The following is a 25,535-nucleotide window of genomic DNA, read 5'->3' as shown; positions in this document are numbered from 1 at the left end:
GAGACCCTTCTTATGGAACTGAACCCAACCGAACTCACGCCCGTGATCAACCGCCTCAAGCGCGCCCAGGGACAGCTCGCCGCCGTCACGCGGATGCTTGAAGAAGGCCGGGACTGCAAGGACGTGGTCACCCAGCTGGCCGCCGTGTCCAAAGCCCTCGACCGCGCCGGCTTCGCCATCATTGCCACCGGGCTGGAGCAGTGCATCACGCAGAAGGACCAGACCATGGACCGGAAGGACCTGGAGAAGCTCTTCCTCTCCCTGGCCTAATCAGCCTGCATTATCAGCGGACCGTCGAATATCCCGAGGAGCACCATGACGTACACCCTGGCCACCACCGTGTCCCTGCCCTGGGCGGAAGCGCTGGAGCGCACCCGCGAGGCCCTTGCGGCACAGGGCTTCGGGATCCTGACGGAAATCAACGTCCGGTCCACCTTCGAAGCCAAGCTGGGCACCGAGGCCGCGGACGCCGTCGGGGATTACGTCATCCTGGGCGCCTGCAATCCGGCCCTTGCCAGCCGTGCCCTCGCGGCCGAGCCGGAAATGGGTGCGCTGCTGCCCTGCAACGTGGTGGTGCGGCGTAAGGCCGATGCCAACGAGACCACCGTCGAGGCCATTGACCCGCAGGCCATGGTCCAGCTCAGTGACGCTGCCGCGGTCAAAGAGGTTGCGGACGACGCCGGCGCGCGCCTTCGGAAGGCCCTCGCCAGCCTGGGGTGAGGCAGGGGAAGTCCGCACCGGACTTCTTGTGGCGACGCGCTTGAACACCTGCGACGCGCATATTCCCTAGCGCTCGGGCTATTCGGGCAGCGCCGGGGAATGTGGGTGTCGAAAGTGGGCGTGGGCAGCGGGAAGCTCTCGGGAGCGGTGGCGGGTCTCCAGCTGGACCACATCGCGCGTGAAGGAATACGTGAGCAGCGCCAGCGCCACCGCCGGGAAGGCGGCAGCCCACGGGATACCCGGGAGAAGCGCCACCAGCAGCGCCAGCGGTTGGAAGGCTCCGATGGCCTTGCGGGAAACACTGGGCGGCAGCGGCTCACGCAGGTGCGGCCTGAAGAACGCGGCGGCCGTGAACACGTAGTACATGCCCCCGATCGCCAGTGTCCACGGGCCCGCCACCGCCGCGGCCGCGATGGACAGCACAAGCACCAGCGCGGCGTCGGTGGCGGCATCGAAGCGTGCCCCCGCCGGGGATGCTGTCCCGGTCCGCCGCGCCACGGCGCCGTCCAGCCCGTCCAGCAGGAAGGCGACGCCGCCCAGGGCCGGCACCAGGAAACTGCTGCGCCCGGTCAACAGTTCCGGGACGGCCACCACGGCGCAGAGTGCCACCAGGACGGCACGGAGCAGGGTGACGCGGTCTGCCGGAGTTGAAAAGCGGGGGATGCGCCGCAGGACAGAGCCGACGGCGGCCGCGGTCACCACGGCGCCCGCACACAGGCCGGCCATTTGGAGGACCGGTCCGGAGGCGGACAGGGATGACAGCCACAAGGCCGGGAGCGCGTAGGCGGCCAGGGTTGCCACCGCGTCAGGCATCGCGTGCCCGGACATCGCCCATCCGGCTGCGCCCATCTGCCACCTCCCCCGCATGCTGGCAACGGCCCCGGCGATCGTCACGGCCGGCGACGCCCGGCACGGACCGCCGTGCCGTCGTCGGCCCTTCTCCCGCGGCCGCTACGGACCAGGCCTGCCAGGGCCAGCAGCGATCCCGCTCCTTCGGCGACGGCGCTGAGGGTTTTCGAGAAGAACCATACGGGATCGTACATTGCCGGAATCGGACCTATGGCCGGGATGTCCACGTATCTGTAGAGCATGACGGCGGCGAAGGCGCTCAGTGCCACCGCCAGGGCGAGTGCATAGGCGGCGCGGCTGCCGCGGACCAGGACATAGAGGCCGGCCACCAGGGCAACCGCGGCTTCGAGCAGGAACAGGGTGCCCTGGCTGATGGTGCCCGGCTGCGCGGCCTGGTAGCCCGGGGCCAGGAAGAGATGGACGCCGGCATCGATGAACAGCGCCAGGGCGGTCAATAAACGTAGAGCCACGTCTATGTATACGCCCGAAGTTCCCTCCCGGTTCACCCCGGACCCTTATATCTGCGGGTTTTATGGGGAATATTTAGGGGCATCCGCAGTCTTGCCCCTGTAGCGGGCAGCGAAGCCTGCGGCCCTACGAGTAAGGAGAATGACAATGACCCTTCCCCAGGAACTCACGCCGGGAACATGGCTCCTGGACATGTCCCACAGCGAGATCGGCTTCAGCGTCCGACATGCCGGAATCAGCAAGGTCCGTGGCCGCTTTACCCAGGCCAGCGCCGAAGCCAGGGTGGGGCGGTCCCTGGAGGAGTCCTCGGTGCATGCCACGGTGTCCACGGCAAGTTTTGACTCCGGTGACGCCAACCGTGACGCGCACGTGAAGGGCGCGGACTTCTTCGACGTCGAAAAGTATCCCGAAATGACGTTCCGCGGCACCCACATCGAAGGGGACGGGGAGGAATACACCCTGACGGGGGACCTGACCATCAAGGGCGTGACCCGGCCGGTGGAGCTTGAGGTTGAGTTCACCGGCGTCGCCGTGGATCCCTTTGGCGCCACGCGGGCAGGATTCTCCGCGGAAGCCGAAATCAGCCGCAAGGAGTTCGGGCTCACCTGGAACGCCGCGCTGGAAGCCGGCGGCGTGCTGGTCAGCGACAAGGTCAAGATCAACCTCGAGGCGGCTCTGGTCAAGCAGGGCTGACAGGCCGGACCGCGGCAAGGCAACGTCAGGCAACCGCCGTGGACCTCCGCCTGGTCCCCCGTGTGCTGTTCCTCCGGGCTGCGTGGCGGAAACGGGACCGCTGGGACGCCGCCCGGATCGCCGCACACCAGGACCATGCCCTGACGGAACTGCGCCGGGCGGCCTACGCCGGCTCGGAGTTCTACCGCCGCCACCATGCCGGCCTGCACGACGCTCCGCTGGACCGGCTGCCGCCCGTGACCAAAGCAGACCTGATGGAGCACTTCGATGAGGCCATCACCACCCCGGACCTGACGCTGGCGGAAGTGGAAGGCCATCTGCGGTCGCTCGTCGAGAGCGGTGGAGACCCCGGACTGCCATGGAAGGGCCGCTGGTGGGCGGCGGCGACAGCCGGGACCACCGGCCGGCGCGGAACGTTCGTCTGGAACCGCGCGGAGTGGGCTACCGTCCTGGCCTCGTACGCCCGCGCGAACGACTGGGCAGGGTTTACCCTGGGGCTGACCCGGCCGCTGAAGGTGGCCCTGGTCAGCTCGCGGGTCCCCACCCACCAGTCAGCCGTCGTCGGCGCATCGGTGCGCTCCGGAGTGGTCCCCACCCTTCGCCTGGACGTCACCGCACCCATGGAGGAGAACGTCGCCGCCCTCAACCGGTTCCAGCCCCGGGTCCTCGTCGGTTACGCCTCAGCGCTCAAACCCCTGGCCGCGGAACAGCTGGCAGGGCGGCTGCACATCGCGCCGCAGGGGGTGATGTCAGCCTCCGAGGTGCTCAGCGCCCAGGCCGCAGCGGAACTGGAATCCGCGTGGGGCAGCGCCCCTTTCGACGTCTACGCCGCCACCGAAACGGCGGGGATCGCATCCCCCTGCACCTACCGGAACCGCCACGTTTACGAGGACCTCCTCATCATCGAACCCGTGGACCAGGCCGGCAACCCCGTCCCGGCGGGGACAACCGGGTCCAAGCTCCTGGTCACCGTCCTGTTCTCCCGGACCGTGCCGCTGATCAGGTACGAGATGTCGGACACCGTAAGGCTCGGCGGCAGGGGCTGCCCCTGCGGACGCAGTTTCACCGTCATGGAGGATATCGAGGGGCGCATCGAGGACGTCCTGCAACTGCCGGGCAGGACCGGCACCGTGAACGTGCACCCGAATGTCTTCCACCAGGTCCTGGACCAGGCGGCCGTCGCAGGCTGGCAGGTCATCCAGGAACCGTCCGGGCTGCGGGTGCTGCTGGCCGGACTCGCACCCGGGCAATCCGAGGAAGGCGTCCGGGCTGCGGTGACCGCCGCCCTTATGGCTGCCGGCGCGGCGCACATGCCCGTGGACATCCGGCTGGTGGAGCGGCTTGAACGGACCGCCCTAGGGAAAGCACCATTCGTGCGCGCCTGGAAAAACCGGCCCTAAGGTGCCCCCGGACGGAGGTAACCGGCCCGTTGACGCCCGGCCTACACCGGTTCCGGCCGCACCTTCACGTTGCCCAGCGAGCGGATCAGAGCGACGGCGGTGATGGACCCGGCCGCCATGATCGAGGCCAGCACCACCACCTGGAACCGGCCGGCCTCCAGGGGTGAGGCGCCGCCGAAGATCGCGCCCACGAACGCGCCGGGAAGGGTGACCAGCCCGGTGGTCTTGGTTTGGTCCGTGGACGGGATCAGGGCCGAGTGCACTGCCTGCCGCGCCTGGAGCAGGGTGGCCTGCCGGGGCGTCGCCCCCAGCGCCAGCCAGCCCTCCACCTGGTCCCACTGCTCCAGGACGGCCTCGAAGAAACGGCGTCCGGCCAGGGTGGCGATGGTCATCGAGTTGCCGATCACGATCCCGCCCACGGCCAGCAGGTACCGCGGCGCGAATTCGATGGCGCCCGTTCCAAACACGACGGCCACCGTCACCAGGATGCCGGCAGCCATGGTCACCGCCACCAGGGCGAAGCGGCGCCAGGACCAGGTGAGCCTTCGTGTTGCCGTCACGGACGCTACGGTGAACATGACCAGCAGGGCCACCCCCACCCACAGCGGGTTGCTGATGACGCCGCCCAGCACCAGGCTGATGGCCGCGAGCTGGGCTGCCCCGCGGAGGATGGCCAGGGCAGGGGAGAGGTACGACGGCGTCCGCGCGCCCCAGAGGATTCCCACCGTGAGTGCCGCCAGGATGGCAAGGGCCACCAGGGTGGGCAGCAGGGTGGAAAGGGCGGGCATGCCGCCAGCTTACTGAGCGAGCGGTCCCGTCCCTGCAACGCCCGCTCACACCCGGCAGGTTTTGCTCGAGCGCCCGCCCACGTCTGACCCGCGGAGGCAACGGGTTGGTCAGTATGGCCGGAGGGGATAAGACTGTGGGTATGGCACGGGGAACGCTTCGGATCTTCCTGGGTGCGGCCGCGGGGGCCGGCACCACGTACTCCATGCTGCGTGAGGCGCACCAGATCCTGGCCGGCGGCAGGGACGTCGTGATCGGCATCGCCGCCGCGCACGGGAGGCCTGACACCGGGCAGCTCCTTGACGGGCTCGACGTCGTGGCGCCGCGCCTTCTGCCCGACGGCAACGGGGCGGAGGTACCCGAGCTTGACCTGGACGCTGTGCTGGCAAGGAAACCGGAGGTGGCCGTCGTCGACGAGTATGCGCACGTCAATGCTCCGGGCAGCAGGAATACCCGCCGCTGGCAGGACATCGAGGAGCTTCTGGCGGCGGGGACGGACGTGCTCACCACGCTTGCCGTCCAGCATGTGGCATCGCTGAAAGACGTCGTCGCCGCAATCACCGACGAACCAGACGGGGAACCGGTCCCGGACGCCGTGGTGCGGCGGGCAGACCACATCGAGCTGGTGGACATATCGCCCGAACTCCTGCGCCAGAGGGTTGCTGACGGGAACGTTGTGCCCAGGGACAGGATCGACGCTGCCCTGGCCAACGAATTCCGGCTGGGCAATCTCATTGCCCTGCGTGAAATCGCCTTGATCTGGCTGGCGGACCGGGTGGACGAAGGGCTGGCGGGCTACCGGAAAAGCCAGGGGATCACCGCCACCTGGCCGGCCCGCGAGCGGGTTGTCGTCGGACTCAGTGGAGGCCCCGAAGGGGAGCTGCTCATCAGGAGGGCGGCCCGGATCCTGTCCCGGGTCAACGGCGGGGACCTGCTGGCGGTTCACGTCCGGCGCGCCGAAAGCACGGCCGCGACGCGAGGGCAGCTGCTGGACGCGCAGCGGCGCCTCGTCGCCGACCTCGGCGGCACCTGCCATACGGTGTCCGGTGAGGACGCAGCGGGGTCCCTCCTCGAATTCGCCCGCAGCGTCAACGCCACCCAGATCGTCATCGGCGCCTCACCGGGGACGCTCCGGAGCAGGATCCTCGGTATCGGTGCAGGCGCCAAAGTGGTCCGGGGCTCGGGCGATATCGACGTGCACATCGTCTCCCTTCCCCAGGGCGGCCCTGGACTGCCGGGGCCATCTCCCGCGGCGCTCAGCGGCAGGCGCACGCTGATCGGCTTCGTCCTGGCTGTGGTCCTCCCGGTCCTGGTAACGGCGGCGCTGTCCCGCAACCCGGAGCTCAACCTCGCCACCCACGCACTGGTCCATCTGACCGGGGTGATGGCCGTGGCGTTCATCGGCGGCCTGTGGCCTGCGGTGCTCGCCGCCGTCCTGGACTCGCTGCTGCTGAACTACTTCCAGACGGACCCGGTGGGAACGCTCAATATCAGCGACCCGCAAAACGTCTTCGCGCTGCTGGTCTTCCTCAGTGCCGCGGTGGCCGTGTCACTGGTGGTGGGACTGTCCGCAAGGCGCGCCCGGGAAGCCGCACGGGCCCGCGCGGAAGCCGCCACCCTCGCGGACCTCGCCCACGATGCCCTCCTGGCCGATGACACCGTTGCAGCGTTCATGGGCAAGGTCCGGGAAACCTTCCAGGTCCGTTCGGCCGGGCTCTTCACCACATCCGGGGACAAAGACGCAGCATGGGAGCTCCAGGCGTTCTCCGGGGAGGCGCCTCCTCCCTCCCCGGACACGGCAGGGTTGACGGACAGCGTGGAACTCGCCGACGAGCGGACCGCCCTGGTCCTCTCCGGACGCACCCTCACCGCCGGGGACCGGCTCCTCCTGTCCGCCCACGGCGCCCACCTCCTGTTGCTGCGCCAGCGCCATGCCCTTCAGCGGACGCTGCAGAGCACCGCGAAGATGGCCGAGGGCAACAACGTCCGCACGGCCATCCTGCGGGCGGTCAGCCATGACCTGCGCACGCCGCTGGCGGGGATAAAACTGGCCGTAACGGCCCTGCGGCGCCAGAGCCGCAGGCTTCCCGATGAGGTGCAGGCCGAGATGCTCGAGACCGTCGAGTCCTACACCGAGCGCCTGGACGCCCTGATCGCCAACCTCCTGGACATGTCCCGGATCTCCAGCGGTTCGGCTGCGCCACTGACAGCGCCCGTCACGTGGCGTGATGCAATCGAGGACGCGCTGCGCGGCCTCCCGGCGGACCGGATCCGGGTGGAGCTTCCCCCGGACATCCCTGCGATCTATGCCGACCTGGGGATGTTGGAGCGGGTCATCGCCAACATCGTGGAAAACGCGCTTAAATACGCGCCGGCGTCCGACGTGGCCATCGTCGGCGTTTCGACGCGAACCAGGGGAGTGGGCGACGGCGGAACCCCCTTTGGCGAGTTGCACATCGTCGATCACGGGCAGGGCGTGCCCGCTGCCGCCGTCGAGGGCATGTTCCAGCCCTTCCAGCGCCTCGACGACGCCCCCGCGGGACTCGGGATGGGGCTTGGCCTCGCCGTCGCGAAAGGCTTCACCGAGGCCATGGGCGGTCACCTGCTGGCCGAGCCGACCCCGGGCGGGGGACTGACCATGGTCATCCGCCTGCCCCAGGTTGCCGCACCGGACGTTTCCACCCCTCGCCGGAAAGCAGGCACCAGCACCTCATGAGGACCGTATTGATCGTTGACGACGAGCCGCAGTTCCTGCGTGCCCTCCAGGTCAACCTGGAGGCTGAGGGCTACCGGGTGCTGACCGCCCTGGACGGGGTGGCCGCCCTGAAGCACGCGGAAGGCGGCCATCCGGATGCCATGGTGCTGGACCTCGGACTGCCGGACATCAACGGCGTGGACGTGATCACCAGGATCCGCCGCACCAGCAGCATGCCCATCATCGTGCTTTCCGCCCGGCACGGGTCCGTGGACAAGGTCCGGGCCCTGGACGCCGGGGCGGACGACTACGTCACCAAGCCGTTTGGCCTGGACGAACTCCTGGCCCGGCTGCGCGTTGCCGGCCGCCGGAGCGGCACGCTGGACGTGGCGGACGGCGGGGCCGCCATCGATGTGGGTGACTTCCAGGTGGACCTGGCCAACCGGAAGGTGACCCGGGCGGGGGACCCGGTCCGGCTCACCCCCCGCGAGTGGGCCATCCTGGAAATGCTGGTGCGGAATCCCGGCCGGCTGATAACGCAACAGCAGATGCTCGCCAGGGTCTGGGGTCCCGGCTATGACAACGAGACCCACTACCTGCGTGTCTACATGGGCCAACTGCGGCGCAAACTGGAGGCGGATCCCGCCCGCCCCCGCCACCTGCTGACCGAGGCCGGCATGGGCTACCGCTTCGAGCCGTGACCTGCCGCCGGACCGCTCCGGCCGCCGTCGAACATCACGCGTAAAGGAAACATCAAGAATTCCCTTTCTGGCGCTTCCGCCAATTTCGCCGGTGCTAGCTTCGCAATGATCGCGGTGCAACGGGCAGCGCGGAAAGGCAGACATGACCACGTTGAGCAGGCCCCCGGCGGATCCTTCCGCCACCCACCCGCACGGAAGGGAGGCGCTGAAGGACTGGCTGCTGTTCGGGCTGCAGGACAGCAAGGGCACCCACCAGGGCCCCGGCGGTGTTCCCACCCAGCACGAAAAAAAGCACTCGTGGTGGCAGGTCATGTGCCTTACCGGCGTGGACTACTTCTCCACCCTGGGCTACCAGCCGGCCATCGCCGCGCTGGCAGCCGGTGTCATCTCCCCGCTGGCCACCCTGGTCCTTGTGGCCGTGACACTGTTGGGCGCCCTGCCGGTCTACCGCCGGGTTGCCGGTGAAAGCCCCCGCGGTGAGGGCTCCATTGCCATGCTGGAGCGGCTGCTGCCCCGCTGGGGAGGAAAGCTCCTGGTGCTGGTCCTGCTCGGGTTCGCCGCCACCGACTTCATGATCACCATGACGCTCTCGGCCGCCGATGCCACCGCGCACCTGATCGGCAACCCTGTTGCCCCCGGTTGGCTCCAAAACCAGAACGTCCCCGTAACGCTTTTCCTGCTGGCCCTGCTGGCTGCCGTGTTCCTGCGCGGGTTCAAGGAAGCGATCGGCGTCGCCGTCTTCCTGGTTGTCCTGTACCTGGGCCTGAATGCGGTGGTGGTGGTTGCCACCCTGATGCAGGTGGTCTCCCACCCGGTGGCGATGGGCGACTGGTGGACGAATCTGTGGGTGTCCCACGGCAACCCCCTGATGACGGTGGCCATCGCACTGCTGGTGTTCCCCAAACTGGCGCTGGGCCTGTCCGGCTTCGAAACCGGCGTTGCCGTGATGCCGCAGGTCCGCGGAGCGGCGGATGACACGGAGGAGAACCCGGCGGGCCGAATCCGCGGAGCCCGGCGCATGCTCACCACCGCTGCGGCGATCATGAGCGTGTTCCTGCTGACCACCAGCTTCATTACCGTTGTCCTGATTCCGGAACAGGAATTCCAGCCCGGCGGCCAGGCGAACGGGCGCGCCCTGGCCTACCTGGCGCACGAATACCTGGGCGTGGGCTTCGGCAGCGTCTACGACATCAGCACCATCGGCATCCTCTGGTTTGCCGGTGCCTCGGCCATGGCCGGCCTGCTGAACCTGGTTCCCCGGTACCTGCCCCGCTACGGCATGGCCCCGGAGTGGGCCAAGGCTGTCAGGCCCCTGGTGCTTGTGTTCACCCTGGTCGGGTTCCTCATCACCTTCATCTTCAACGCCGACGTCGACGCCCAGGGCGGTGCCTACGCCACCGGCGTCCTGGTGCTGATGACCTCCGCAGCGGTGGCCGTCACGTTGTCGGCGCGCCGGCGCGGGCAACGGAACCTCACCTTCGGCTTCGGTGCCATCTCCGTGGTGTTCGCGTACACCACGGTGGCCAACATCTTCGAGCGGCCCGAAGGCATCCGGATCGCGGCGATCTTCATCCTGGGCATCATCGTCATCTCCCTGCTGTCCAGGGTCCGCCGGTCCTTTGAGCTGCATGCAACCCGGGTGCACCTGGACCAGCAGGCCCTGGAGTTCATGTCCAGCACCCTGGACGGCCCCATCGCGATCATCGCGCACGAGCCGCTGCGGATGTCTGCGGAGGCATACCGGGACAAGCTTGAGTCGGCCATCGAGGTCAGCCACCTCCCGCTGGCAGGCGATGCCCTGTTCCTGGAAGTGATCGTGGATGACTCCTCCGACTTTGAAACGGAACTGTACGTCCGTGGCGTGAACCGCCACGGTTACCACATCCTGGAAGTCCACGGGCCGGTTGTTCCCAATACCATCGCCTCGGTACTGCTGCATATCAGGGACGTCACGGGGCTCATGCCGCACATCTACTTCCGCTGGACTGAGGGGAATCCGATCACCAACCTGGTGCGGTTCCTGTTCCTGGGCGAGGGCGAAATCGCGCCGGTGACCAGGGAGGTGCTGCGCGAGGCCGTCCCGGACGTCACCCAGCGCCCGTGGGTCCACGTCGGCTGACCGGGGGATACGTCGTCGTCCCGTCCCTGTGCGCAGGGGCAGCCACGTGCGGCACTGTTGCCGCCACCCGCGCGGCGTCCGCCAGGCTGACCGGGACGTCCGCGCGGAAGGCCGCCTCGGCGTCGTCCTCCCGCACGCCCGCCGCCAGCACCATCACATGCACCATGTCGCCGTAGGAATCGTTGCAGGCCAGGATGTCGCCGGGCACTCTGTGCCCCTGCCCGCCCGTCGAGGGCCACGGCTGGAAAATGACCCACCACCCCTCGCCGTCCTGGTCGGGGAAAAGGTAGCCGCCGGCCGGGTGGAGGGCGCGGCCGTTCAGTGCGCGCCCGCCGTAGCCCTCCACGGCCTCGGCTGCCGCGGCAAACCTGACCCTGCCACGGTCATCGGGCGCCTCATCCCACCGCATCTCCGCTCCTTGCCGTCACGTGCATGTGCTGACCTGCCTCCATCAAAGGACGGTGCACGCGCGGCCGGGGCGGCAGGGCCGTTTTATTGACGGAATATTTACAGCCTGTCCCGCCGGGGAGATGCCTGGGCCACCAGCGCCGTGGTCGGCCACCATAATGGAACCCATGCACAGCCCCGTCACCATCCGCCCCATGTGCCCCGAGGACTGGGACGCCGTCCACGCGATTTACGCCGCCGGCATTGCCACGGGGGAGGCGACGTTCGAGAGCGAGCCGCCCACCTGGGAGGCGTTCGACGGCGGCCGGTTGCCCGGGCACCGGCTGATCGCCGAGGACGCGGGCCGGGTTCTGGGCTGGGCCGCCGTGACGTCCGTTTCGTCCCGGGAGGTCTACCGGGGCGTCGTGGAGCACTCCATTTACGTGGCGCCGGAAACGCACGGCCGGGGCGTGGGCAGGCTGCTCCTCGGTGCACTGATCGATTCCACGGAGGCGGCAGGAATCTGGACCATCCAGTCCAGCATCTTCCCGGAGAACACGGCCAGCCTGGCGCTGCACCGGAAGCTCGGCTTCCGGGTGGTGGGAACCAGGGAACGGATCGCGCGGATCAGCCACGGCCCCAAGGCCGGGCACTGGCAGGACACCCTGCTCCTGGAACGCCGCAGCGCGGTGGCCGGGACGGAGTAAGGCCTACCTCGAAGGCAGCGTCAGGATCTCGGCGCCGTCCTCCGTGATGGCGATGGTGTGCTCGGTGTGGGCCGTCCTGCAGCCGGTGGCGCTCCTTAGCGTCCACCCGTCGTCGTCCGTCACCAGCTGGTCCGTGTCCGCCATGATCCAGGGCTCCAGCGCGAGCAGAAGCCCGGGCCGCAGCTTGAAGCCGCGGCCGGGCCGCCCGGTGTTGGGCACGTGCGGGTCCTGGTGCATGGTGGAACCGATGCCGTGGCCGCCGAACTGCGTGTTGACCGGATACCCCGCATCAATGAGGACGCGGCCGATGGCGTACGAGATGTCCCCGATCTTGGATGCCGGCCCTGCGGCGGCGATCCCGGCTGCCAGGGCGCGTTCCGTCGCCTCGATCATCGCCACGCTCTCCGCCGGCCGTGATTCGCCCACGATGAAGCTGATGGCGGCATCCGCGGCCATCCCGTTCTTGACGACGGCGAGGTCCAGGGTCAGCAGGTCGCCGTCGGCCAGTGCGTAGTTGTGGGGCAGCCCGTGCAGCACGGCATCGTTGACGCCCGTGCAGATGTAGTGGCCGAAGGGACCCCGGCCGAAGGACGGCGCGTAGTCCACGTAGCAGGATTCCGCCCCCGCGTCGGTGATCATCTCCTTGGTCCACTGGTCGATGTCCAGGAGGTTGGTGCCGACGGTTGCGCGGCTTTTCATCGCCTGCAGGATGTCAGCCACCAAGGCGCCGGTCTCCCGGGCGCGGGCCACCTCAGCCGGGGTGAGGATCTCGATCATGGTGCGCCCTTCGTGTGCGGCGGTTAGCTCCAGGTGCCATCCTATTTGCCCCTGCGCAGAAGGGTGCAAGGGGCTCTTTCGTACAGCGGAATGTTGGGGTTGCCAAAGACATAGATGAATGTAAATATTTACGTGTGTCTATGTCTTTGGAGTTGACCCCGGTCCAGGCGGTGGCGTGCTGCGCGCCGCTGGCCCGGGAGCCTTTGTCCCTGCCGGAAGCTGAAGGGATCGCCCCCTTGCTGAAGGCCCTGGCGGATCCGGTCCGGCTGCGGCTGATGTCCATGGTCGCCTCGCATGAGGGCGGCGAAGCCTGCGTCTGCGACCTCAACGATGCCTTCGAGCTGTCCCAGCCCACCATCAGCCACCATCTGAAGATCCTTCATGAGGTGGGTCTGCTGGAGCGGGAAAAGCGCGGCGTGTGGGTCTACTACCGGGCCCGCACCGAGGCCCTGCAGAACCTGGCCGCCCTGATCGGCGGGCAGGCCGCATGACAGGTCTGGCCCGGCGTGCCACGGCAGAGTTTCTCGGCACCGCGTTCCTGGTCATGGCCGTGGTCGGCTCGGGCGTGATGGCCTCCAGGCTGTCACCGGACGACGTCGGCCTGCAGCTTTTGCAGAACAGCCTCGCCACGGGTGCCGCGCTGGTGGCGCTGATCATGGCACTGCAGCCGGTGTCGGCGTCGTTCAATCCGGTGGTGACCCTGGTGGAACGCGCGCTGGGGATGATCGACACCACCACGGCGGCCGGCCTGGTTGCGGGGCAGATCCTGGGCGGCCTGGCCGGCACGGTGGCCGCCAACCTGATGTTCGGGCTGGACGCGGTCAGCTGGTCCACGCACCAGCGCACCGGCGTCCCGCTCTGGCTGGGGGAGGTCATTGCCACGGTGGGCCTGCTGCTGGTCATCTTCGGCACCGTCCGGTCGGGCCGTGCTGACCGCGTGGCGTTCGCCGTCGGCGGCTACATCACGGCCGCCTATTGGTTCACCAGCTCCACCAGCTTCGCCAACCCTGCGGTGACCATGGCGCGCACCGTCACGGACACCTTTGCCGGCATCGCGCCGCCGTCGGCCCCTGCCTTCATCCTGGCGCAGCTGCTGGGCGGCGCCGCCGGATTCCTCCTGGTCCGCTTCCTCTACCCCTCCTTTGCTGCTGTTTCCGCCGCCCCGGCGGCCGACCGAAAGGTGCTCTCATGAGCTACAAGGCAAGCTCCGCATCCCTCCCCGTGGCCGTCATCGGCGCCGGGCCCGTCGGCCTGGCCGCGGCCGCGCACCTGCTGGAACGCGGACTGGAACCCATCGTGCTCGAGGCCGGGCCCACGGTGGGTGCCGCCATCCGCGAGTGGGGCCATGTGCGCGTCTTCTCCACGTGGAAGTACAACCTGGATGCCGCCGCCGTGCGCCTGCTGGAACGGGCCGGCTGGGAAGCGCCCCGCCCCACCGCGCTGCCGTACGGCTCCCAGATCGTCTCCGACTACCTGGAACCGCTGGCCGCCACACCGGAACTCAAGGACCGGATCCGGACCGGGGCGAAGGTAGTTGCTGTCAGCCGGCAGGGCATGGACAAGGGCCGCAGCCAGGGCCGCGACGACGCCCCGTTCCTCCTGCGCATCCAGGACGGCAGCGGGGAAACGTCGGAGCTCCTGGCCCGCGCCGTTATTGACACCTCCGGAACCTGGACCACGCCGGCACCCCTGGGAGCTTCCGGCCTGCCCGCCCCGGGTGAGACGGAAGCCCGGGCCGCCGGGCTGGTCACCGGGCCCCTGCCGGACGTGGCCGGCGGCGGATTCGCCGGCCGCCGCACCCTTGTCATCGGCTCCGGACACTCCGCCGCCAACATGGTCCTGGACCTGGCCCGCGTGGCCCGCGCCAACCCGGGAACGGAAGTCCTCTGGGCCATCCGGGCCGCCACGCCTGCCCGTGCCTACGGCGGCGGGGACGCCGACCAGCTGCCCGCCCGCGGCCAGCTGGGCGCCCGGCTGCACACCGCCGTCGACACCGGTGCAGTCCAGCTCCTCACAAACTTCCACACCGGCCGCCTCGAAACCCGTGACGGCAAGGTCACCGTGCACGCAACGGATGGCCGCAGCCTCACCGTGGACAGGGTCATCCCGGCCACAGGGTTCCGGCCGGACCTGTCCATCCTGTCCGAGCTGCGGCTGGACCTGGATCCGGCCGTCGATGCCCCCAAGGCCCTGGGCCCGCTGATCGATCCTGACTTCCACAGCTGCGGCACGGTTCCGGCCCATGGCGCCAGGATCCTGGAACAGCCGGAAAAGGACTTCTACCTGGCCGGCATGAAGTCCTACGGCCGGGCGCCCACCTTCCTCATGGCCACGGGCTACGAACAGGTCCGCTCCATCGCCGCAGCCCTGGCAGGTGATACCGAAGCCGCGGACGCCGTGGAACTCGAACTGCCGGAGACCGGGGTGTGCTCCACCAGCCTCCCTACCGAGGCCGGTGACGCCGCCGACACCGCCGGGGACTCCTGCTGCGGAACGCCCGCGCCGGTGCCCGTGACCATCGGCTTCGCCACGGGCCTGCAGCACGGACGCACCGCCGAACCTGCCAGCCTATGATGTGACCACCGGCTGATGTCCAAGGACGGGAGGCCCCGATGACGGAACCGGACAGTGACCCCGTGAAGGCGGACCTGCTGTGGATCGCGGCCGACTTCCGGAACATCGTCCTGGGCGCCAGCGATGACGAGCTGGACCTCCCGTCCATCGGAACGCGGTGGACCAACCGGCAACTGCTCTTCCACATGGTCCTGGGCCAGAACATCACGCTGGCGGGCATACCGCTCCTGGGGCTGTTCTCGCACCTGCCGCCCCCGGCCTCCCGGACCTGGAGCCGCCTCCTGGATTCGTGCGCCCGCCCGTACAACTGGGTGAACTGGGCCGGGAGCGCGGCCGGGGGCCAGGTCCTGAAGCCAGCCGGCATGCTCCGGATGATGGACCGGACTACGGCGGTGATCGTGAACTGGTACGGCCACGCGAACCAGGATGCGCTGGGCCGCGGCATGACGATGCCCACTGCGTGGGACCCCTATTTCATGCCGTGGATGAGCCGCCGGGACGTCCTGGAGTGGGCGCCCAAGCACTACCGTCACCACCGCGCGCAGCTCAGCCTGACCACGCTGCCGCCCCTGCGCCCAGGCAGGTAGCGCGAACTAACCCTCGCACCGGGCCTGCGCCGTTTTGCTGCGACGCGCCTCTTCATTTCCGACGCGCACATTCCCCTTCGCGGTCCTGATTTGGGCTGCGTGGGGGAGTTTGAGCCGCGAAGATGAAGTTGCGCGTCGCTGAAGCCAGCCCGGCCGGTAGCTGACCGGCTCAGTCCGTGATGTCGGTGCTGGTGCTCAGCTCCTGCCACTGCTCCAGCTCGGCGCGCTGGGCTTCCGCCACCTTGCCGAACGCGCCGAAGGCGTCGGTGCCCAGGACCAGGAGGCCTGGCGGGTTGGCGGATTCGACGACGGCGATGATGGCCCGGGCGGCTTTGTCCGGGTCGCCGGGCTGGTTGCCGTGGGCGGTGTCGTGTTCCTTGCGGCGCTTGCCGGCCGTGTCCGCGTAGTCGTCGATCGCCGTCGAGGACTGGGTCAGCGAGCGGCCCGCAAAGTCCGTCCGGAAGCCGCCTGGTTCGATGGCGGTGACGTTGATGCCCAGCGGTTTCAGCTCGTTGCGCAGCGACCCGGACATGCCCTCCAGCGCGGCCTTGGTGGCCGCGTAGTAGCCGGAGCCGGCGGGGGTGATCCGGGCGCCGATGGATGAGATGTTCAGGATGGACCCGGCCTTGTTGGCACGCATGCCCGGGAGGACTGCCTTGATCATGTCCACGGCCCCGAAGAAGTTGGTGTCGAACAGGCGGCGGATGTCGCCGTCGTCCGCTTCCTCCACGGCGGCCCGGTAGCCGTAGCCGGCGTTGTTGACCAGCACGTCGCTGCTGCCGAACTTTTCCTCCGCCGCCTTGACCGCCGCGCTGATCTGCGTCTTGTCCGTGACGTCCAGCGGGAGTGCCAGCGCGCTGTCCGGGAAGCCGGCGGTGACCTCCTGCAGCGTTTCCACCTTGCGGGCGGTGACGACGGCGTTGTGCCCGGACGCGAGCACGGCTTCCGCCAGTGCCCGGCCAAGTCCGGTGGAGCAGCCTGTGATGAGCCACGTTGCCATGGTTTTTCCTTTCATAGGGGGTTGGAGAGTGAGGCGGGCGCCGGCATTTAAGCCCGGTGCCGCCGTCGTGCCTGTGCCGTCAGTTCATGGGCGCCGTAGCTGTTGTCGTCCGGGTTGACGGTGACGCCGGGCGCCACCAGCTGGTCGATGCGGTCCAGCACCTCGGGCGCCAGCTTGGTGTCCGCCGCGGGGAGGTAGGACTCCAGCTGCTCCATGGTGCGCGGACCCACGATGGCGGAGGTAACGCCGGGGTGGTTGATCACGAACGCGATGGCCAGCTCGATCATGGTGACGCCGGCCCATTCGGCCACCTGGGCGAGCTCCTCCACGATGTCCAGCTTGCGCTGGTTGGCGGGCTGGGTCATGTCGAACCGGGCGCTGGGGCGGGCACTGGAAGTGGGCCTGGATGCCGAGTCCTTCCGCCACCGGCCGGAAAGCCAGCCGCCGGCCAGCGGGCTGTAGGTCAGTGTCCCCATGCCGTGCCGCTGCACGGTGGGCAGCACATCCTCCTCGATGCCGCGGGTCAGGATGGAGTACGGCGGCTGCTCGGTGACGAACCGCTCCAGGTTCCGCTCGCGGGACGCCCACTGCGCCTCCACGATCTGGGAGCCGGAGTAGGACGAGGAGCCGATGTAGCGCACCTTGCCCTGGCGGACCAGGTCGGTGAGGGCGCCCAGGGTTTCCTCCACGTCGGTGTCCGGGCTGGGCCGGTGTACCTGGTACAGGTCGATGTAGTCGGTGTTCAGCCGGCGCAGCGAGTCCTCTACCGCGCGCATGATCCAGCGGCGGGAGCCGCCCCGGCGGTTGGGGCGGTCCTCATCCATGGGCATGAAGAACTTGGTGGCCAGGAAGACGTCATCGCGCTTTCCTGCGAGCGCCTCCCCGACAATCTCCTCGGAGGCCCCGGCGGAATAGACGTCCGCGGTATCGACGAAGTTGATGCCGGCATCCAGGGCGTGGTGGATGATGCGGGTGGCGTCGGCGCGGTCGTTGTTGCCCCACGGGCCGAACATCATGGCACCGAGGCAGAGGGGGCTGACCTGCACACCGGTGCGGCCAAGCGGGCGGTATTCCATGCTGGTTCCTTCTCTTCTTGGGCTTCTAGGCTTCGGGGATGACCATGGCGAACCGCTCGGGGCGGGCCACGTCCGGGTCGGGACCGCTGCGGACGCCGGTGTCCAGGGCGTCGATGGCGGCGAGCTCGGCCGCGGAAAGCTCGAAGCCGAACACGTCGAAGTTCTCCGCGATGCGGGCCGGGTTGGTGGACTTGGGGATGGCGGAGCGGCCCTGCTGCAGGTGCCAGCGGAGCATCACCTGTGCGGGGGTCTTGCCGTGGGCCTGCGCGACGGCGGCGATCGCCGGGTCCCGCATGACGTTTTTCCGGTTCTCGCCCCAGCCCGGGTAGAACGTGATGCCGCCGATGGGCGACCACGCCTGGGTGAGGATGCCGTGCTCGGCGTCCGCCGCCTGGACGTTCCGCTGGGCGAAGTAGGGGTGCAGTTCGATCTGGTTGACGGCCGGGACCACGTCGGTTTCCTCGAGCAGCTGCGCCAGGTGGTGAGGCATGAAGTTGCTGACGCCGATGGCCCGCACCCGCCCGTCCTTGAGCAGGGTCTCCAGCGCCTTGTACGCGGCGATGGTCTTCTCGAACCGGTCCGGGGCGGGCTGGTGCAGGATGAACAGGTCCAGCTGCTCCACGCCCAGCTTGCCGGCGGCCTTGTCCCAGGCGTGCAGGGCCCGGTCGTAGCCGTAGTCGCTCACCCAGACCTTGGTCTCGATGAACACCTCGGCCCGGTCCAGGGCTGAACGGCGGATGCCCTCGCCAACCTCCCGCTCGTTGCCGTAGGCGGCGGCGGTGTCGATGTGCCGGTAGCCCACCTCGAGCGCGGTCTGGACCGCCGACGTCGTCTCTTCCGGGGGACTCTGGAAGACGCCCAGGCCGAGCGCCGGCATTGTGATTTTGTTGTTGAGCGTGAGTTCCATAACCATGCCTTTCACGGTATTGGGGTGGACGGGTTTGTGGGAGGGGCTGGCAGTCCCTCCCTTGGGATATTTGCCCGGCGTAGCGTGGGTGCCATGACGAACAGCGATGACGTGCGGAAGTTCCTGACCTCCCGCCGCGCCAGGATCACACCGGACGACGCCGGGCTGCCCGCGTACGGCGGCAACCGGCGGGTTAAGGGCCTGCGCCGGGAGGAGGTGGCCATGCTCGCCGGGATGAGCATCGATTACTACATCCGGCTGGAGCGGGGAAATCTGTCCGGAGCGTCGGACAGTGTCCTGGAGTCCCTGGCCCGCGCCCTGCAGTTGGACGACGCCGAGACCGCCCACCTTTTCGACCTGGCCCGCGCGTCCACGGCTGCTCCGCGGGCACGGCGCAAGCGGAGCCCGCAGACGGTGCGGCCCAGCGTGCAGCGGGTGATCGATGCGATTACGGCGGCGCCGGCCTGGGTCCGCAACGACCGCGGCGATGTGCTGGCGTCCAATGAGCTGGGCCGGGCCCTGTACCTGGAGATGATGACCGACGGCGGCACCCCACCCAACAGCGCACGGTTCACCTTCCTGAGCCCGAAAGCGCGGGAGTTCTTCGCCGACTGGGAGCGCGCCGCTGACGACATCGTGGCCGTGCTGCGGTCCACGGCCGGGAAGAACCCGTACGACAAGGACCTGTCCGACCTGATCGGGGAGCTCTCAACGCGCAGCGGGGAGTTCCGCGTCCGCTGGGCCCGGCACGACGTGAAGTACCACCGCACCGGCCGCAAACGACTCCACCACTCGATCGTGGGGGACCTGGACCTGGCCTACGAGGCGATGGAGCTCCCCGCGGATCCCGGGCTGCGGATCAACATCTACACCGCCGAGCCAGGCAGCCCGTCCGAGGACGCGCTGAAGGTCCTCGCCAGCTGGGCGGCTACGCAGGCGGCGGCCGGGGTTCCGGCCCAGGAGAAGGCCACCTGAGCCAGCCTGCGCTGCGCAAACCCGTTCTCGACGCGCATATTCGGTTGTGAACCCCATATCCGTCCTCGACGCGCATATTCGTAAGCGCACCCCATATTTGGGCCGCGCCAGGGAATGTGCGCGTCGTCAGCGGCTTTGCGCGTCAGGACTGCGCGTTGATGAACCCAATGATGATCGCCGTCCACCAGCAGAGCTGCGAGACCACCAGGCATGACATCAGGTGGACGCGCTGGCCAGTGGATAGATCCTTGAACGCAGTCCTGGCAGGGAGCCGCGCGAGCCGCCGCATCAGGGGGATCAGCATGATTCCGTTCAGGCTGAGCACCAGGACCGCCGCGAGCTTGACCTCTGTAATCGGGCTGTCCAGGTGCGGACTCAGGAACACCCCGGTGGCAAGCATGCCGGCCAGGCCACCCCAGATTAACGGTGTTGCTGCCCCATCGAGTCGAATGATTTCACCGAGTGTCCGCCGGCCGATCAGCCACAGGAATCCATGCCAGTCGACCAGGATGATGGCGCCGAATGCCACAACGAGGAAAAGGTCATGCACCACCAGATCGACGTCGTGGACGAAGCCGTCAACGCTGACCGCGGCTGACAGCAACACGGACAATAGCCACGCCGCGATGGCAACACCGGACAGGGCAGCAACAAGGCGCCGCGTGGACCGCTCGGATTCACGGTGCAGCCTGATGGTGCGTCTGCTGACGGGGACATAACTCATGACATACCTCTGCGAGACCTGTCAGCGATGGCCGTCCCAGCCGGGCCCGGGCGTAGCTCCAACATAGCCCCGTCGCGTGGCCGTCAACAAGGAAAAATCACCCGCTGATGCACCGCCCGCTCCTGGCCCCGCTTCGGTGCACGGCCGCCGTTTTCGACGCGCATATTTGTCGCCGCCACGCATACTCCCTTGCGACGCTCGTATACGGGGCGCGGGAAGGGATATGCGCGTCAGAGGCGGTTTTGCGTGTCGATAACGGCAGAGCGCGTACGACGGCGGCCCACACCTGCCGCCGCCAGCTTCCGTTCCAGCGTCCCGGGCACCTTGAGGTCGGCCCAGTCCCAGCGCACCACGTTGCAGCCCAGGGCGCGGATCCGGTTTTCGCGCTGCTTTTCAGCTACAACAGCCTGGGATGCGGTCAGGCCCTTGAGGAACTCGGACTTGAGGTACTTTTCCTCGCCGTCGAATTCGCCAACAACCCTGGACTCCTTCCAGTAGAAATCCGAATAACCAACCAGCCCGTCCGCGTCGGAAAACCGCTGTTGGAGGACCGGGGGTTCGAAGCGGGCCGCATGGATCAGCGCCCGGCTCCAGGACTCCCCGGCCGAGCCTGAAGCGGGATCGGCAAACTCGATGGCCGCCCGGATTCTCCGCGTGGCAGCGGCGGAGTAAATCGATCCCATCCCGCTCTCCAGCTCAGCCTTGGTGATGGCAGGCAGCTGCCGGCGCGGATCCGGCCGGAGCACATGGTCCAGCGGCGCAACGGCCTCGGCGAAGGGGCTGAAGGCCGCCAGGTCCAGGACAGTCCGGATGCGGTCGGTGACCAGGAGGCCCTCCAACCGGACCACCTTCAAATCCGCCCGCGCCGCAAAGTGCCGGCTGACCCCGGCACGTGACCGGCCGCCGTCGTTTTTCAATGTGAGTGCCTTGACCGGGTGATGAAAGCCGATGGTGGGGATTTCCCACACGCTTGCCGCGGAATGGCGGGCGAAAACTGTGGGCTTCTCGAATGCTTCCGCGGCCGCCTGGATGCGGACCCGGTACTGTTCCCACGGTTTCATGGCCCGCCACGCTGGGCCGTCGATGTAGATGCCGTGCCGCACCCGGACCAAAGCGCCGGACCGCACGCGTTTGGCGAGATCGTTGGCACTCAACCCGAGCAGGTTGCGGTCGCGCGACAACAGCAACGGTGGAAGATCGGTCATGCAACCACATTGCCCGGCACACCTTCGCTGCAGTAGTGGAGAGTGCCGCTATGTGGAAAAGCCCCGGCGACGCGGTCGCCCATTTTCGACTCGCATGCTCCCCGGCGCACGCAACATACGGTCTGCGCAGGGGAATCTGCGCGTCGAAAACCGGTCTGCGCCCAACCCGCTACACAGCGGCCGGCTCAACCGAGGCGCGGGAGAGGGACCGCCGCCGCTTGATCCACCGTTCCGCCGCACCCATGGCCCGGGCGGCCCCTGCCCAGTAGAGGACGCCGCAGGCCAGGGACGCCAGCACGGCCAAACCTTTGTCCGCCCGCTCGAAGAGGTCAACGGAATCAAACAGGGGATACACCAGCCAGTGGGTGACGTAGATGTAGAGCGAAGCGCTCGCCAGCAGCGCCATGATCCGGTGGAGTCCCCGGGGCACCCGCAGCGTGGGCAGCCAGAGCAGGATGAGGCATCCTGCCAGGATGGTGGCGCTGCGGTACGGGTTGTCGAAGGAGGCCGGAGCCGCCAGGACGGCGAGAACCGTAACGGCTGAACGTTGCCACAGGGTGCGGGACGCGGCGGCCGCCCAACCCAGCCCGAACAGCCACAGGACCGGCCCCTGCCCCGGATAGCGGCTCTCCACCAGGCCAAAAAGCAGGGGCAGATCCACCAGGACCAGGGCCACCCCAAACGCCCACGGCCAGCGCCGCACCGCCCGGTCAACGGCCGGTACCGCCAGCAACAGGGCCAGGCCCAGCAGGATGTGGACCAGGACCTCCACGAACCAGAACCGCGAGTAGTCGCTCCACCCCGCCGGCCCCACCAGTGAGTTCAACAGGAAAACGTTGTGCAGGGCGTACTTGTCCGTCACGGCGAAGGCCAGCGCGATCACGGCAACGCTCGGCACCACGATCCGCGCGACGCTGCGCAGGTGCCGCCGGAACCGTTCCGTACGCTCCCCCGACAGCTGGAAGCGGGCGAAGTTGTAGCCGGCCACCGCCATGAGCACGTGGGCCGTGCCTTGCCAGTGGAAGAACCCAATATGCGTGGAGACGATCGCGATGATGGCGACGGCGCGCAGCACTATCCCAGTCTCCATCGGCGCGAGCAGCCTCCGCCGGGCCCTGCGCACCCAATTGCCGGAAGCAGTGCCGGAAGGCCCAGCAGTGCCGGAAGGCCCAGCAGTGCCGGAAGGCCCGGCACTGCCGGGAGGCGCGACGGCGGCGGGCACCACGTGCGGCGATGGCGACAGTTCGCAGACCGGCATCAGGTGCCAGCCCCCGGGAAGGTAGCCCAGGGCCCGCTCCAGCCGGACGGACGCCGCCACATAGGACAGTGAATCGCCGCCCAGGGACACGAACGAATCGGTCCCGGCAACCTCGTCCACCTCCAGCACCTCGGCGAAGATGCGCCCCACGTCATCCGAGCCCGCGTCCACAACCCCGGCCGGGCCGCCGTCGTCCGCTTCTCCTCCACAGGCCAGGGCGGCGACGGCGGGATAGTCCGGCTTTCCGTTGCCCAGGCGCGGAATGGCTTCCACCGGGCAAAGGTCGACGGCGGCGCGCGGCAGGCCCAGGCCCTGCGCAAGGGTTTTGGCGAGCAGCGCTACGTCGTGGTCGCCTTCGACGGCGGCCACCACCGCGTCGTCGGAGCCTGCGGCCGCAGCCGTCACCCCGAGGTCGGCCAGCATCCGCTCCACCTGGCCCAGATCCACGCGGAGCCCAACGATCTTCACGAACCTGCTGCGCCGGCCCACAATCTCGTAGAGCCCGTCCGGGCCGCGGCGCGCCAGGTCGCCGGTGCGGAGGTCGGTGACCACCCGGCCCAGGCCGAGGTCCGCCGGCTGTTCGGCGTACCCCAGCATCACGTTGGGGCCGGAGTACACCAGCTCGGACGCGCCCAGGCCGGGCACCGGCTCAAGCCGGAAGGACCCGCCCGGGATGGGCACGCCGATGGCCTCCGGGCGCTCCAGGGCCTGGTCCGGCGGCAGGTAGGCCATGCGGGCGGTGGCCTCGGTCTGCCCGTACATGACGAACAGGTCCCATCCTTGCCGCCGGCCCTGTTCGGCATAGGCGCGCACGCGGTCGGGGGCCAGCCGTCCGCCGGCCTGGGTGATGTACCGCAGGCTTGGCACATCCATGTCCTTGAAGCCCACCCGGTCCAGCAGGTCGAAGGTGTACGGCACTGCCGCGAAGGATGTCACCTGTTCCGTGCGGACCAGGTCCCAGAAGCAGGGGTCCACCACCGAGAGGTCGGTCAGCGCCAGGGATGCACCCGCCAGGAGGTGGCTGTTCACCACGCTCATGCCGTAGCAGTAGGAGAGGGGCAGGGTGGTGGCCGCTGTGTCGCTGGGGCGCAGCTGCAGGTACTCCGCGATCGCGGCGGCGTTGGCCTGGATGCCGTCGGCGGAAAGCCGGACGAGTTTGGGGGAGCCGGTGGACCCGGACGTGCTCAGCAGCAGCGCGAGTTCCGGGTGCAGGTCGTGCCGGGTCTGCTGCCGCCGGACATCCAGGACCGCTTCGCCGTTCGACGCGCTGACAACAACGTCGGGGTCGTAGGCCGCCACCAGTGCGGCCGCGGCAGAGTCCCCCGCGGGCAGGATCAGTAACGGAGTGCCGGAGGACAGGGCCGCCAGGTAGGACACCAGGGCCGGCAGGGTGTTCCCGGCTTCCAGCGCAATGAGGCGCCGGGCCGGCCCGAACGCGCGGACCATGTCCTCCACCTGCCGGGCCAGTTCCCGGTAGCTCAGCGACCGGCCGTGGGCGCTGACGGCTGGGCGGTCGCCGAAGCGGGCCAGGTCCGCGGCGAACGGAACCCCGGCGAGCTTTGTCTCTGTAGTCACCGGAGAACCATAGAAGGGTAACCTAACCTAACTCAAATGGATTAGGAAAGATTTTTGTGCCGTAAAGCCGTCGGTTAGTGGTGTTCCACCCAGCAGGCCAGGATCGTCGTCGAAAGCTGGTAGGCCAGGGCGTTGCGGGTGATGCTGTCCGGCCCCAAGGCGGGGGGAAGACCTGACGCGTCTACGTGCAGCACGAAGCTGTCCTTCTGGAAGACGGCGGATCCGTCGGCCGTTTCGTATGCCGGAAAACCAAGATTTGCCAGGCCGTCGATTGGTGTTGCGCCTTTTGCGAGGGCCTGCATTGCGGTGAAGTACTTGAGTGCCGCCGCCTTGTCCGCCGTTTCCTGGACAGAAATGACCAGCGATCCCTCGGCCAGATGGTAGGTGCAGGTGAAGGTGCTGTCCGCCCAGATGTCCACGGTGTGCGGGTTCGAAGCCAGGTCCAGGATGGACCGCAGCCTCTCCTTCGGCTGGTCGCCGCAAACCATCAGGGCAGCAGCGCTCGGCCCGCCCGCCGGCGGACCAGGGGATGCCGATTCCTGGGCGTGGTGGCCGCCGCCGTCGTGGCCCACCGCCGGTGACGTTGCCGGCGGGGCCGCCGTCGAACTGTCTGGAGCTGCGGTGACGGATCCCGCCGCTGTTGCACAGCCGGAAAGCAGCAGGGTGCATAGGGCCACGGAGGCCAGCAGGGACCTGTGCTGTTTCATGGCGCATCCAATTCTGCCGGCCCCTGGGAGTGGGGTGCGCGGCTGTTGTCAGGCTTTGAGCTTGGCGTAGATCACGTAGTTGTCATCGAAGAGCCCCGTTGCGGGGTCGTAGCCGTCGCAGGTGATGAGCCGAAGCTCTGCACCGGCAGTGTTGCCGTAAACCTCGAGGGTGGGGAATTCGTTTTTGGAGTAAAGGGTCCCGTGGTCGACTGTGAAGACGGCAGTACTGCCATCGGCCCGCGAAACGTTGATCTCGGCACCGGGCCTGAGCTTCCGGAGGTCAGCGAACACGCCCTTGTGCCCTCCGAGGGCGTTGACGTGGCCCAGGATCACCGAGGGGCCCCGTTCTCCCGGCGTGGGGGAACCGTTGTACCAGCTGGCCGGTGCGCCGTTGCCCACATCATCCGGCACTTTCAGCGAACCGTTCTCCTCCAGTCCCAAGTGGAGAAGGTCCGTTCGCACCCCGATGGAGGGAATGCTCAGGACAGCGGGAAGCGACGCATTCAGAACGGCCGGGGGCTGCGGCGCAGCCGGGGCCTCTGGTGGAGCAGGGGCTTCTGGTGGAACAGGGGGCGCCGGTGCCGTTGATGTAACCGCGGGGGAAGCCACTTGCGGGGCGGAGGCGGAAGGGGAAGGCCTGGTGTC

General features: G+C 68.4%; 26 protein-coding genes. 13 read left to right on the top strand and 13 right to left on the bottom strand.

Annotation, left to right across the window (positions count from 1 at the left end; translation table 11 throughout):
- Positions 1 to 12: 12 nt before the first annotated feature.
- Complete coding sequence (locus tag ACEN9K_RS17520; protein ID WP_018768793.1) at positions 13 to 270, top strand: metal-sensitive transcriptional regulator; 258 nt, start codon at positions 13 to 15, stop codon at positions 268 to 270.
- 45 nt (positions 271 to 315) lie between these two features.
- Complete coding sequence (locus ACEN9K_RS17515; protein WP_495634760.1) at positions 316 to 720, top strand: DUF302 domain-containing protein; 405 nt, start codon at positions 316 to 318, stop codon at positions 718 to 720.
- Between the two features lie 78 nt (positions 721 to 798).
- Here ACEN9K_RS17515 and ACEN9K_RS17510 read toward each other — a convergent pair whose 3' ends face one another.
- Positions 799 to 1,569 (bottom strand): CDP-alcohol phosphatidyltransferase family protein, encoded by a 771-nt coding sequence (locus tag ACEN9K_RS17510; RefSeq protein WP_495634759.1) that lies wholly within the window; start codon positions 1,567 to 1,569, stop codon positions 799 to 801.
- 41 nt (positions 1,570 to 1,610) lie between these two features.
- Entirely contained in the window at positions 1,611 to 2,024 is a 414-nt protein-coding gene (locus tag ACEN9K_RS17505; protein ID WP_495634758.1) for a hypothetical protein, read from the bottom strand.
- A gap of 160 nt (positions 2,025 to 2,184) precedes the next feature.
- Between ACEN9K_RS17505 and ACEN9K_RS17500 the strand changes: the two genes are divergently transcribed.
- Complete coding sequence (locus tag ACEN9K_RS17500) at positions 2,185 to 2,730, top strand: YceI family protein (protein ID WP_018768789.1); 546 nt, start codon at positions 2,185 to 2,187, stop codon at positions 2,728 to 2,730.
- A 38-nt stretch (positions 2,731 to 2,768) separates the two neighbouring features.
- A complete protein-coding gene (locus tag ACEN9K_RS17495) occupies positions 2,769 to 4,130 on the top strand; it encodes a phenylacetate--CoA ligase family protein (protein WP_268001883.1) in 1,362 nt (453 codons plus the stop codon).
- Positions 4,131 to 4,171: 41 nt separating this feature from the next.
- Here the strand turns inward: ACEN9K_RS17495 and ACEN9K_RS17490 are convergent, their stop codons facing one another.
- Positions 4,172 to 4,918, bottom strand: coding sequence for an ABC transporter permease (locus ACEN9K_RS17490; RefSeq protein WP_223992542.1), 747 nt, complete (start codon positions 4,916 to 4,918; stop codon positions 4,172 to 4,174).
- Positions 4,919 to 5,058: 140 nt separating this feature from the next.
- Here ACEN9K_RS17490 and ACEN9K_RS17485 point away from each other — a divergent pair, with 140 nt between their 5' ends.
- The 3 genes from ACEN9K_RS17485 to ACEN9K_RS17475 all read left to right on the top strand — a co-directional run bounded on the left by ACEN9K_RS17485 (position 5,059) and on the right by ACEN9K_RS17475 (position 10,431).
- Entirely contained in the window at positions 5,059 to 7,632 is a 2,574-nt protein-coding gene (locus tag ACEN9K_RS17485) for a DUF4118 domain-containing protein (protein WP_495634757.1), read from the top strand.
- A complete protein-coding gene (locus ACEN9K_RS17480; RefSeq protein ID WP_144601359.1) occupies positions 7,629 to 8,312 on the top strand; it encodes a response regulator in 684 nt (227 codons plus the stop codon). Before ACEN9K_RS17485 ends, ACEN9K_RS17480 begins: the two co-directional genes overlap by 4 nt.
- A gap of 142 nt (positions 8,313 to 8,454) precedes the next feature.
- Positions 8,455 to 10,431: an APC family permease gene (locus ACEN9K_RS17475; RefSeq protein WP_018768784.1), complete on the top strand. Its 1,977-nt coding sequence runs from the start codon at positions 8,455 to 8,457 to the stop codon at positions 10,429 to 10,431.
- Here ACEN9K_RS17475 and ACEN9K_RS17470 read toward each other — a convergent pair.
- The gene (locus tag ACEN9K_RS17470) at positions 10,400 to 10,840 is read right to left on the bottom strand and encodes a hypothetical protein (RefSeq protein WP_056392795.1); all 441 of its coding nucleotides are present in this window, start codon (positions 10,838 to 10,840) and stop codon (positions 10,400 to 10,402) included. The two genes, ACEN9K_RS17475 and ACEN9K_RS17470, sit on opposite strands and share 32 nt — an antisense overlap.
- Positions 10,841 to 11,006: 166 nt before the next feature.
- Here ACEN9K_RS17470 and ACEN9K_RS17465 point away from each other — a divergent pair, with 166 nt between their 5' ends.
- Positions 11,007 to 11,525, top strand: a complete 519-nt coding sequence (locus tag ACEN9K_RS17465; protein ID WP_018768782.1) for a GNAT family N-acetyltransferase — start codon at positions 11,007 to 11,009, stop codon at positions 11,523 to 11,525.
- A gap of 3 nt (positions 11,526 to 11,528) precedes the next feature.
- Here ACEN9K_RS17465 and map read toward each other — a convergent pair whose 3' ends face one another.
- Positions 11,529 to 12,302: a type I methionyl aminopeptidase gene (map, locus tag ACEN9K_RS17460; RefSeq protein WP_495634756.1), complete on the bottom strand. Its 774-nt coding sequence runs from the start codon at positions 12,300 to 12,302 to the stop codon at positions 11,529 to 11,531.
- Between the two features lie 140 nt (positions 12,303 to 12,442).
- On the opposite strand from map, the gene ACEN9K_RS17455 reads away from it, so the two are divergent.
- The 4 genes from ACEN9K_RS17455 to ACEN9K_RS17440 are packed head-to-tail and all read left to right on the top strand — an operon-like array spanning position 12,443 to position 15,463.
- On the top strand, positions 12,443 to 12,793 hold the full coding sequence (locus tag ACEN9K_RS17455) for an ArsR/SmtB family transcription factor (protein ID WP_018768779.1): 351 nt from the start codon (positions 12,443 to 12,445) through the stop codon (positions 12,791 to 12,793).
- Positions 12,790 to 13,494, top strand: coding sequence for an aquaporin (locus tag ACEN9K_RS17450; RefSeq protein WP_478222972.1), 705 nt, complete (start codon positions 12,790 to 12,792; stop codon positions 13,492 to 13,494). The genes ACEN9K_RS17455 and ACEN9K_RS17450 overlap by 4 nt, the downstream gene beginning before the upstream one ends.
- Complete coding sequence (locus ACEN9K_RS17445) at positions 13,491 to 14,876, top strand: FAD-dependent oxidoreductase (protein WP_495634755.1); 1,386 nt, start codon at positions 13,491 to 13,493, stop codon at positions 14,874 to 14,876. The genes ACEN9K_RS17450 and ACEN9K_RS17445 overlap by 4 nt, the downstream gene beginning before the upstream one ends.
- A gap of 38 nt (positions 14,877 to 14,914) precedes the next feature.
- A complete protein-coding gene (locus ACEN9K_RS17440; protein WP_495634754.1) occupies positions 14,915 to 15,463 on the top strand; it encodes a DinB family protein in 549 nt (182 codons plus the stop codon).
- A 169-nt stretch (positions 15,464 to 15,632) separates the two neighbouring features.
- Here the strand turns inward: ACEN9K_RS17440 and ACEN9K_RS17435 are convergent, their stop codons facing one another.
- The 3 genes from ACEN9K_RS17435 to ACEN9K_RS17425 are packed head-to-tail and all read right to left on the bottom strand — an operon-like array spanning position 15,633 to position 18,446.
- On the bottom strand, positions 15,633 to 16,463 hold the full coding sequence (locus ACEN9K_RS17435; RefSeq protein WP_495634753.1) for an oxidoreductase: 831 nt from the start codon (positions 16,461 to 16,463) through the stop codon (positions 15,633 to 15,635).
- Between the two features lie 47 nt (positions 16,464 to 16,510).
- Positions 16,511 to 17,539 carry an aldo/keto reductase gene (locus ACEN9K_RS17430; protein ID WP_223992529.1) on the bottom strand — a complete coding sequence of 343 codons (1,029 nt, stop codon included), beginning with the start codon at positions 17,537 to 17,539 and terminating at the stop codon, positions 16,511 to 16,513.
- 25 nt (positions 17,540 to 17,564) lie between these two features.
- Positions 17,565 to 18,446, bottom strand: a complete 882-nt coding sequence (locus ACEN9K_RS17425) for an aldo/keto reductase (RefSeq protein WP_018768773.1) — start codon at positions 18,444 to 18,446, stop codon at positions 17,565 to 17,567.
- A gap of 93 nt (positions 18,447 to 18,539) precedes the next feature.
- On the opposite strand from ACEN9K_RS17425, the gene ACEN9K_RS17420 reads away from it, so the two are divergent.
- On the top strand, positions 18,540 to 19,421 hold the full coding sequence (locus ACEN9K_RS17420) for a helix-turn-helix transcriptional regulator (protein ID WP_043424856.1): 882 nt from the start codon (positions 18,540 to 18,542) through the stop codon (positions 19,419 to 19,421).
- Positions 19,422 to 19,563: 142 nt separating this feature from the next.
- Here the strand turns inward: ACEN9K_RS17420 and ACEN9K_RS17415 are convergent, their stop codons facing one another.
- The 5 genes from ACEN9K_RS17415 to ACEN9K_RS17395 all read right to left on the bottom strand — a co-directional run bounded on the left by ACEN9K_RS17415 (position 19,564) and on the right by ACEN9K_RS17395 (position 25,499).
- Positions 19,564 to 20,145, bottom strand: coding sequence for a hypothetical protein (locus ACEN9K_RS17415; RefSeq protein ID WP_488315697.1), 582 nt, complete (start codon positions 20,143 to 20,145; stop codon positions 19,564 to 19,566).
- Between the two features lie 230 nt (positions 20,146 to 20,375).
- Positions 20,376 to 21,350 (bottom strand): hypothetical protein, encoded by a 975-nt coding sequence (locus tag ACEN9K_RS17410; protein WP_488315698.1) that lies wholly within the window; start codon positions 21,348 to 21,350, stop codon positions 20,376 to 20,378.
- Positions 21,351 to 21,519: 169 nt separating this feature from the next.
- Positions 21,520 to 24,183: an AMP-binding protein gene (locus ACEN9K_RS17405; RefSeq protein ID WP_495634752.1), complete on the bottom strand. Its 2,664-nt coding sequence runs from the start codon at positions 24,181 to 24,183 to the stop codon at positions 21,520 to 21,522.
- A 74-nt stretch (positions 24,184 to 24,257) separates the two neighbouring features.
- A complete protein-coding gene (locus ACEN9K_RS17400) occupies positions 24,258 to 24,890 on the bottom strand; it encodes a hypothetical protein (protein WP_495634751.1) in 633 nt (210 codons plus the stop codon).
- Between the two features lie 48 nt (positions 24,891 to 24,938).
- A complete protein-coding gene (locus ACEN9K_RS17395) occupies positions 24,939 to 25,499 on the bottom strand; it encodes a sortase domain-containing protein (RefSeq protein ID WP_495635719.1) in 561 nt (186 codons plus the stop codon).
- Positions 25,500 to 25,535: the final 36 nt, after the last annotated feature.

The organism is Pseudarthrobacter sp. Pseusp20, from assembly GCF_059492155.1.
Note: the sequence above shows the minus strand (reverse complement) of the source record. Positions and strands in the feature narration are given on the sequence as shown.

Excerpts from the sequence above, each read along its gene's own strand:
- map (WP_495634756.1), bottom strand. The coding sequence starts at position 12,302 with ATGATCGAGATCCTCACCCCGGCTGAGGTGGCCCGCGCCCGGGAGACC.
- ACEN9K_RS17485 (WP_495634757.1), top strand. The coding sequence starts at position 5,059 with ATGGCACGGGGAACGCTTCGGATCTTCCTGGGTGCGGCCGCGGGGGCC.
- ACEN9K_RS17480 (WP_144601359.1), top strand. The coding sequence starts at position 7,629 with ATGAGGACCGTATTGATCGTTGACGACGAGCCGCAGTTCCTGCGTGCC.
- ACEN9K_RS17435 (WP_495634753.1), bottom strand. The coding sequence starts at position 16,463 with ATGGCAACGTGGCTCATCACAGGCTGCTCCACCGGACTTGGCCGGGCA.
- ACEN9K_RS17475 (WP_018768784.1), top strand. The coding sequence starts at position 8,455 with ATGACCACGTTGAGCAGGCCCCCGGCGGATCCTTCCGCCACCCACCCG.
- ACEN9K_RS17445 (WP_495634755.1), top strand. The coding sequence starts at position 13,491 with ATGAGCTACAAGGCAAGCTCCGCATCCCTCCCCGTGGCCGTCATCGGC.
- ACEN9K_RS17520 (WP_018768793.1), top strand. The coding sequence starts at position 13 with ATGGAACTGAACCCAACCGAACTCACGCCCGTGATCAACCGCCTCAAG.
- ACEN9K_RS17425 (WP_018768773.1), bottom strand. The coding sequence starts at position 18,446 with ATGGAACTCACGCTCAACAACAAAATCACAATGCCGGCGCTCGGCCTG.
- ACEN9K_RS17465 (WP_018768782.1), top strand. The coding sequence starts at position 11,007 with ATGCACAGCCCCGTCACCATCCGCCCCATGTGCCCCGAGGACTGGGAC.
- ACEN9K_RS17430 (WP_223992529.1), bottom strand. The coding sequence starts at position 17,539 with ATGGAATACCGCCCGCTTGGCCGCACCGGTGTGCAGGTCAGCCCCCTC.
- ACEN9K_RS17490 (WP_223992542.1), bottom strand. The coding sequence starts at position 4,918 with ATGCCCGCCCTTTCCACCCTGCTGCCCACCCTGGTGGCCCTTGCCATC.
- ACEN9K_RS17415 (WP_488315697.1), bottom strand. The coding sequence starts at position 20,145 with ATGAGTTATGTCCCCGTCAGCAGACGCACCATCAGGCTGCACCGTGAA.
- ACEN9K_RS17450 (WP_478222972.1), top strand. The coding sequence starts at position 12,790 with ATGACAGGTCTGGCCCGGCGTGCCACGGCAGAGTTTCTCGGCACCGCG.
- ACEN9K_RS17455 (WP_018768779.1), top strand. The coding sequence starts at position 12,443 with ATGTCTTTGGAGTTGACCCCGGTCCAGGCGGTGGCGTGCTGCGCGCCG.
- ACEN9K_RS17420 (WP_043424856.1), top strand. The coding sequence starts at position 18,540 with ATGACGAACAGCGATGACGTGCGGAAGTTCCTGACCTCCCGCCGCGCC.
- ACEN9K_RS17470 (WP_056392795.1), bottom strand. The coding sequence starts at position 10,840 with ATGCGGTGGGATGAGGCGCCCGATGACCGTGGCAGGGTCAGGTTTGCC.
- ACEN9K_RS17400 (WP_495634751.1), bottom strand. The coding sequence starts at position 24,890 with ATGAAACAGCACAGGTCCCTGCTGGCCTCCGTGGCCCTATGCACCCTG.
- ACEN9K_RS17410 (WP_488315698.1), bottom strand. The coding sequence starts at position 21,350 with ATGACCGATCTTCCACCGTTGCTGTTGTCGCGCGACCGCAACCTGCTC.
- ACEN9K_RS17510 (WP_495634759.1), bottom strand. The coding sequence starts at position 1,569 with ATGGGCGCAGCCGGATGGGCGATGTCCGGGCACGCGATGCCTGACGCG.
- ACEN9K_RS17500 (WP_018768789.1), top strand. The coding sequence starts at position 2,185 with ATGACCCTTCCCCAGGAACTCACGCCGGGAACATGGCTCCTGGACATG.
- ACEN9K_RS17515 (WP_495634760.1), top strand. The coding sequence starts at position 316 with ATGACGTACACCCTGGCCACCACCGTGTCCCTGCCCTGGGCGGAAGCG.
- ACEN9K_RS17440 (WP_495634754.1), top strand. The coding sequence starts at position 14,915 with ATGACGGAACCGGACAGTGACCCCGTGAAGGCGGACCTGCTGTGGATC.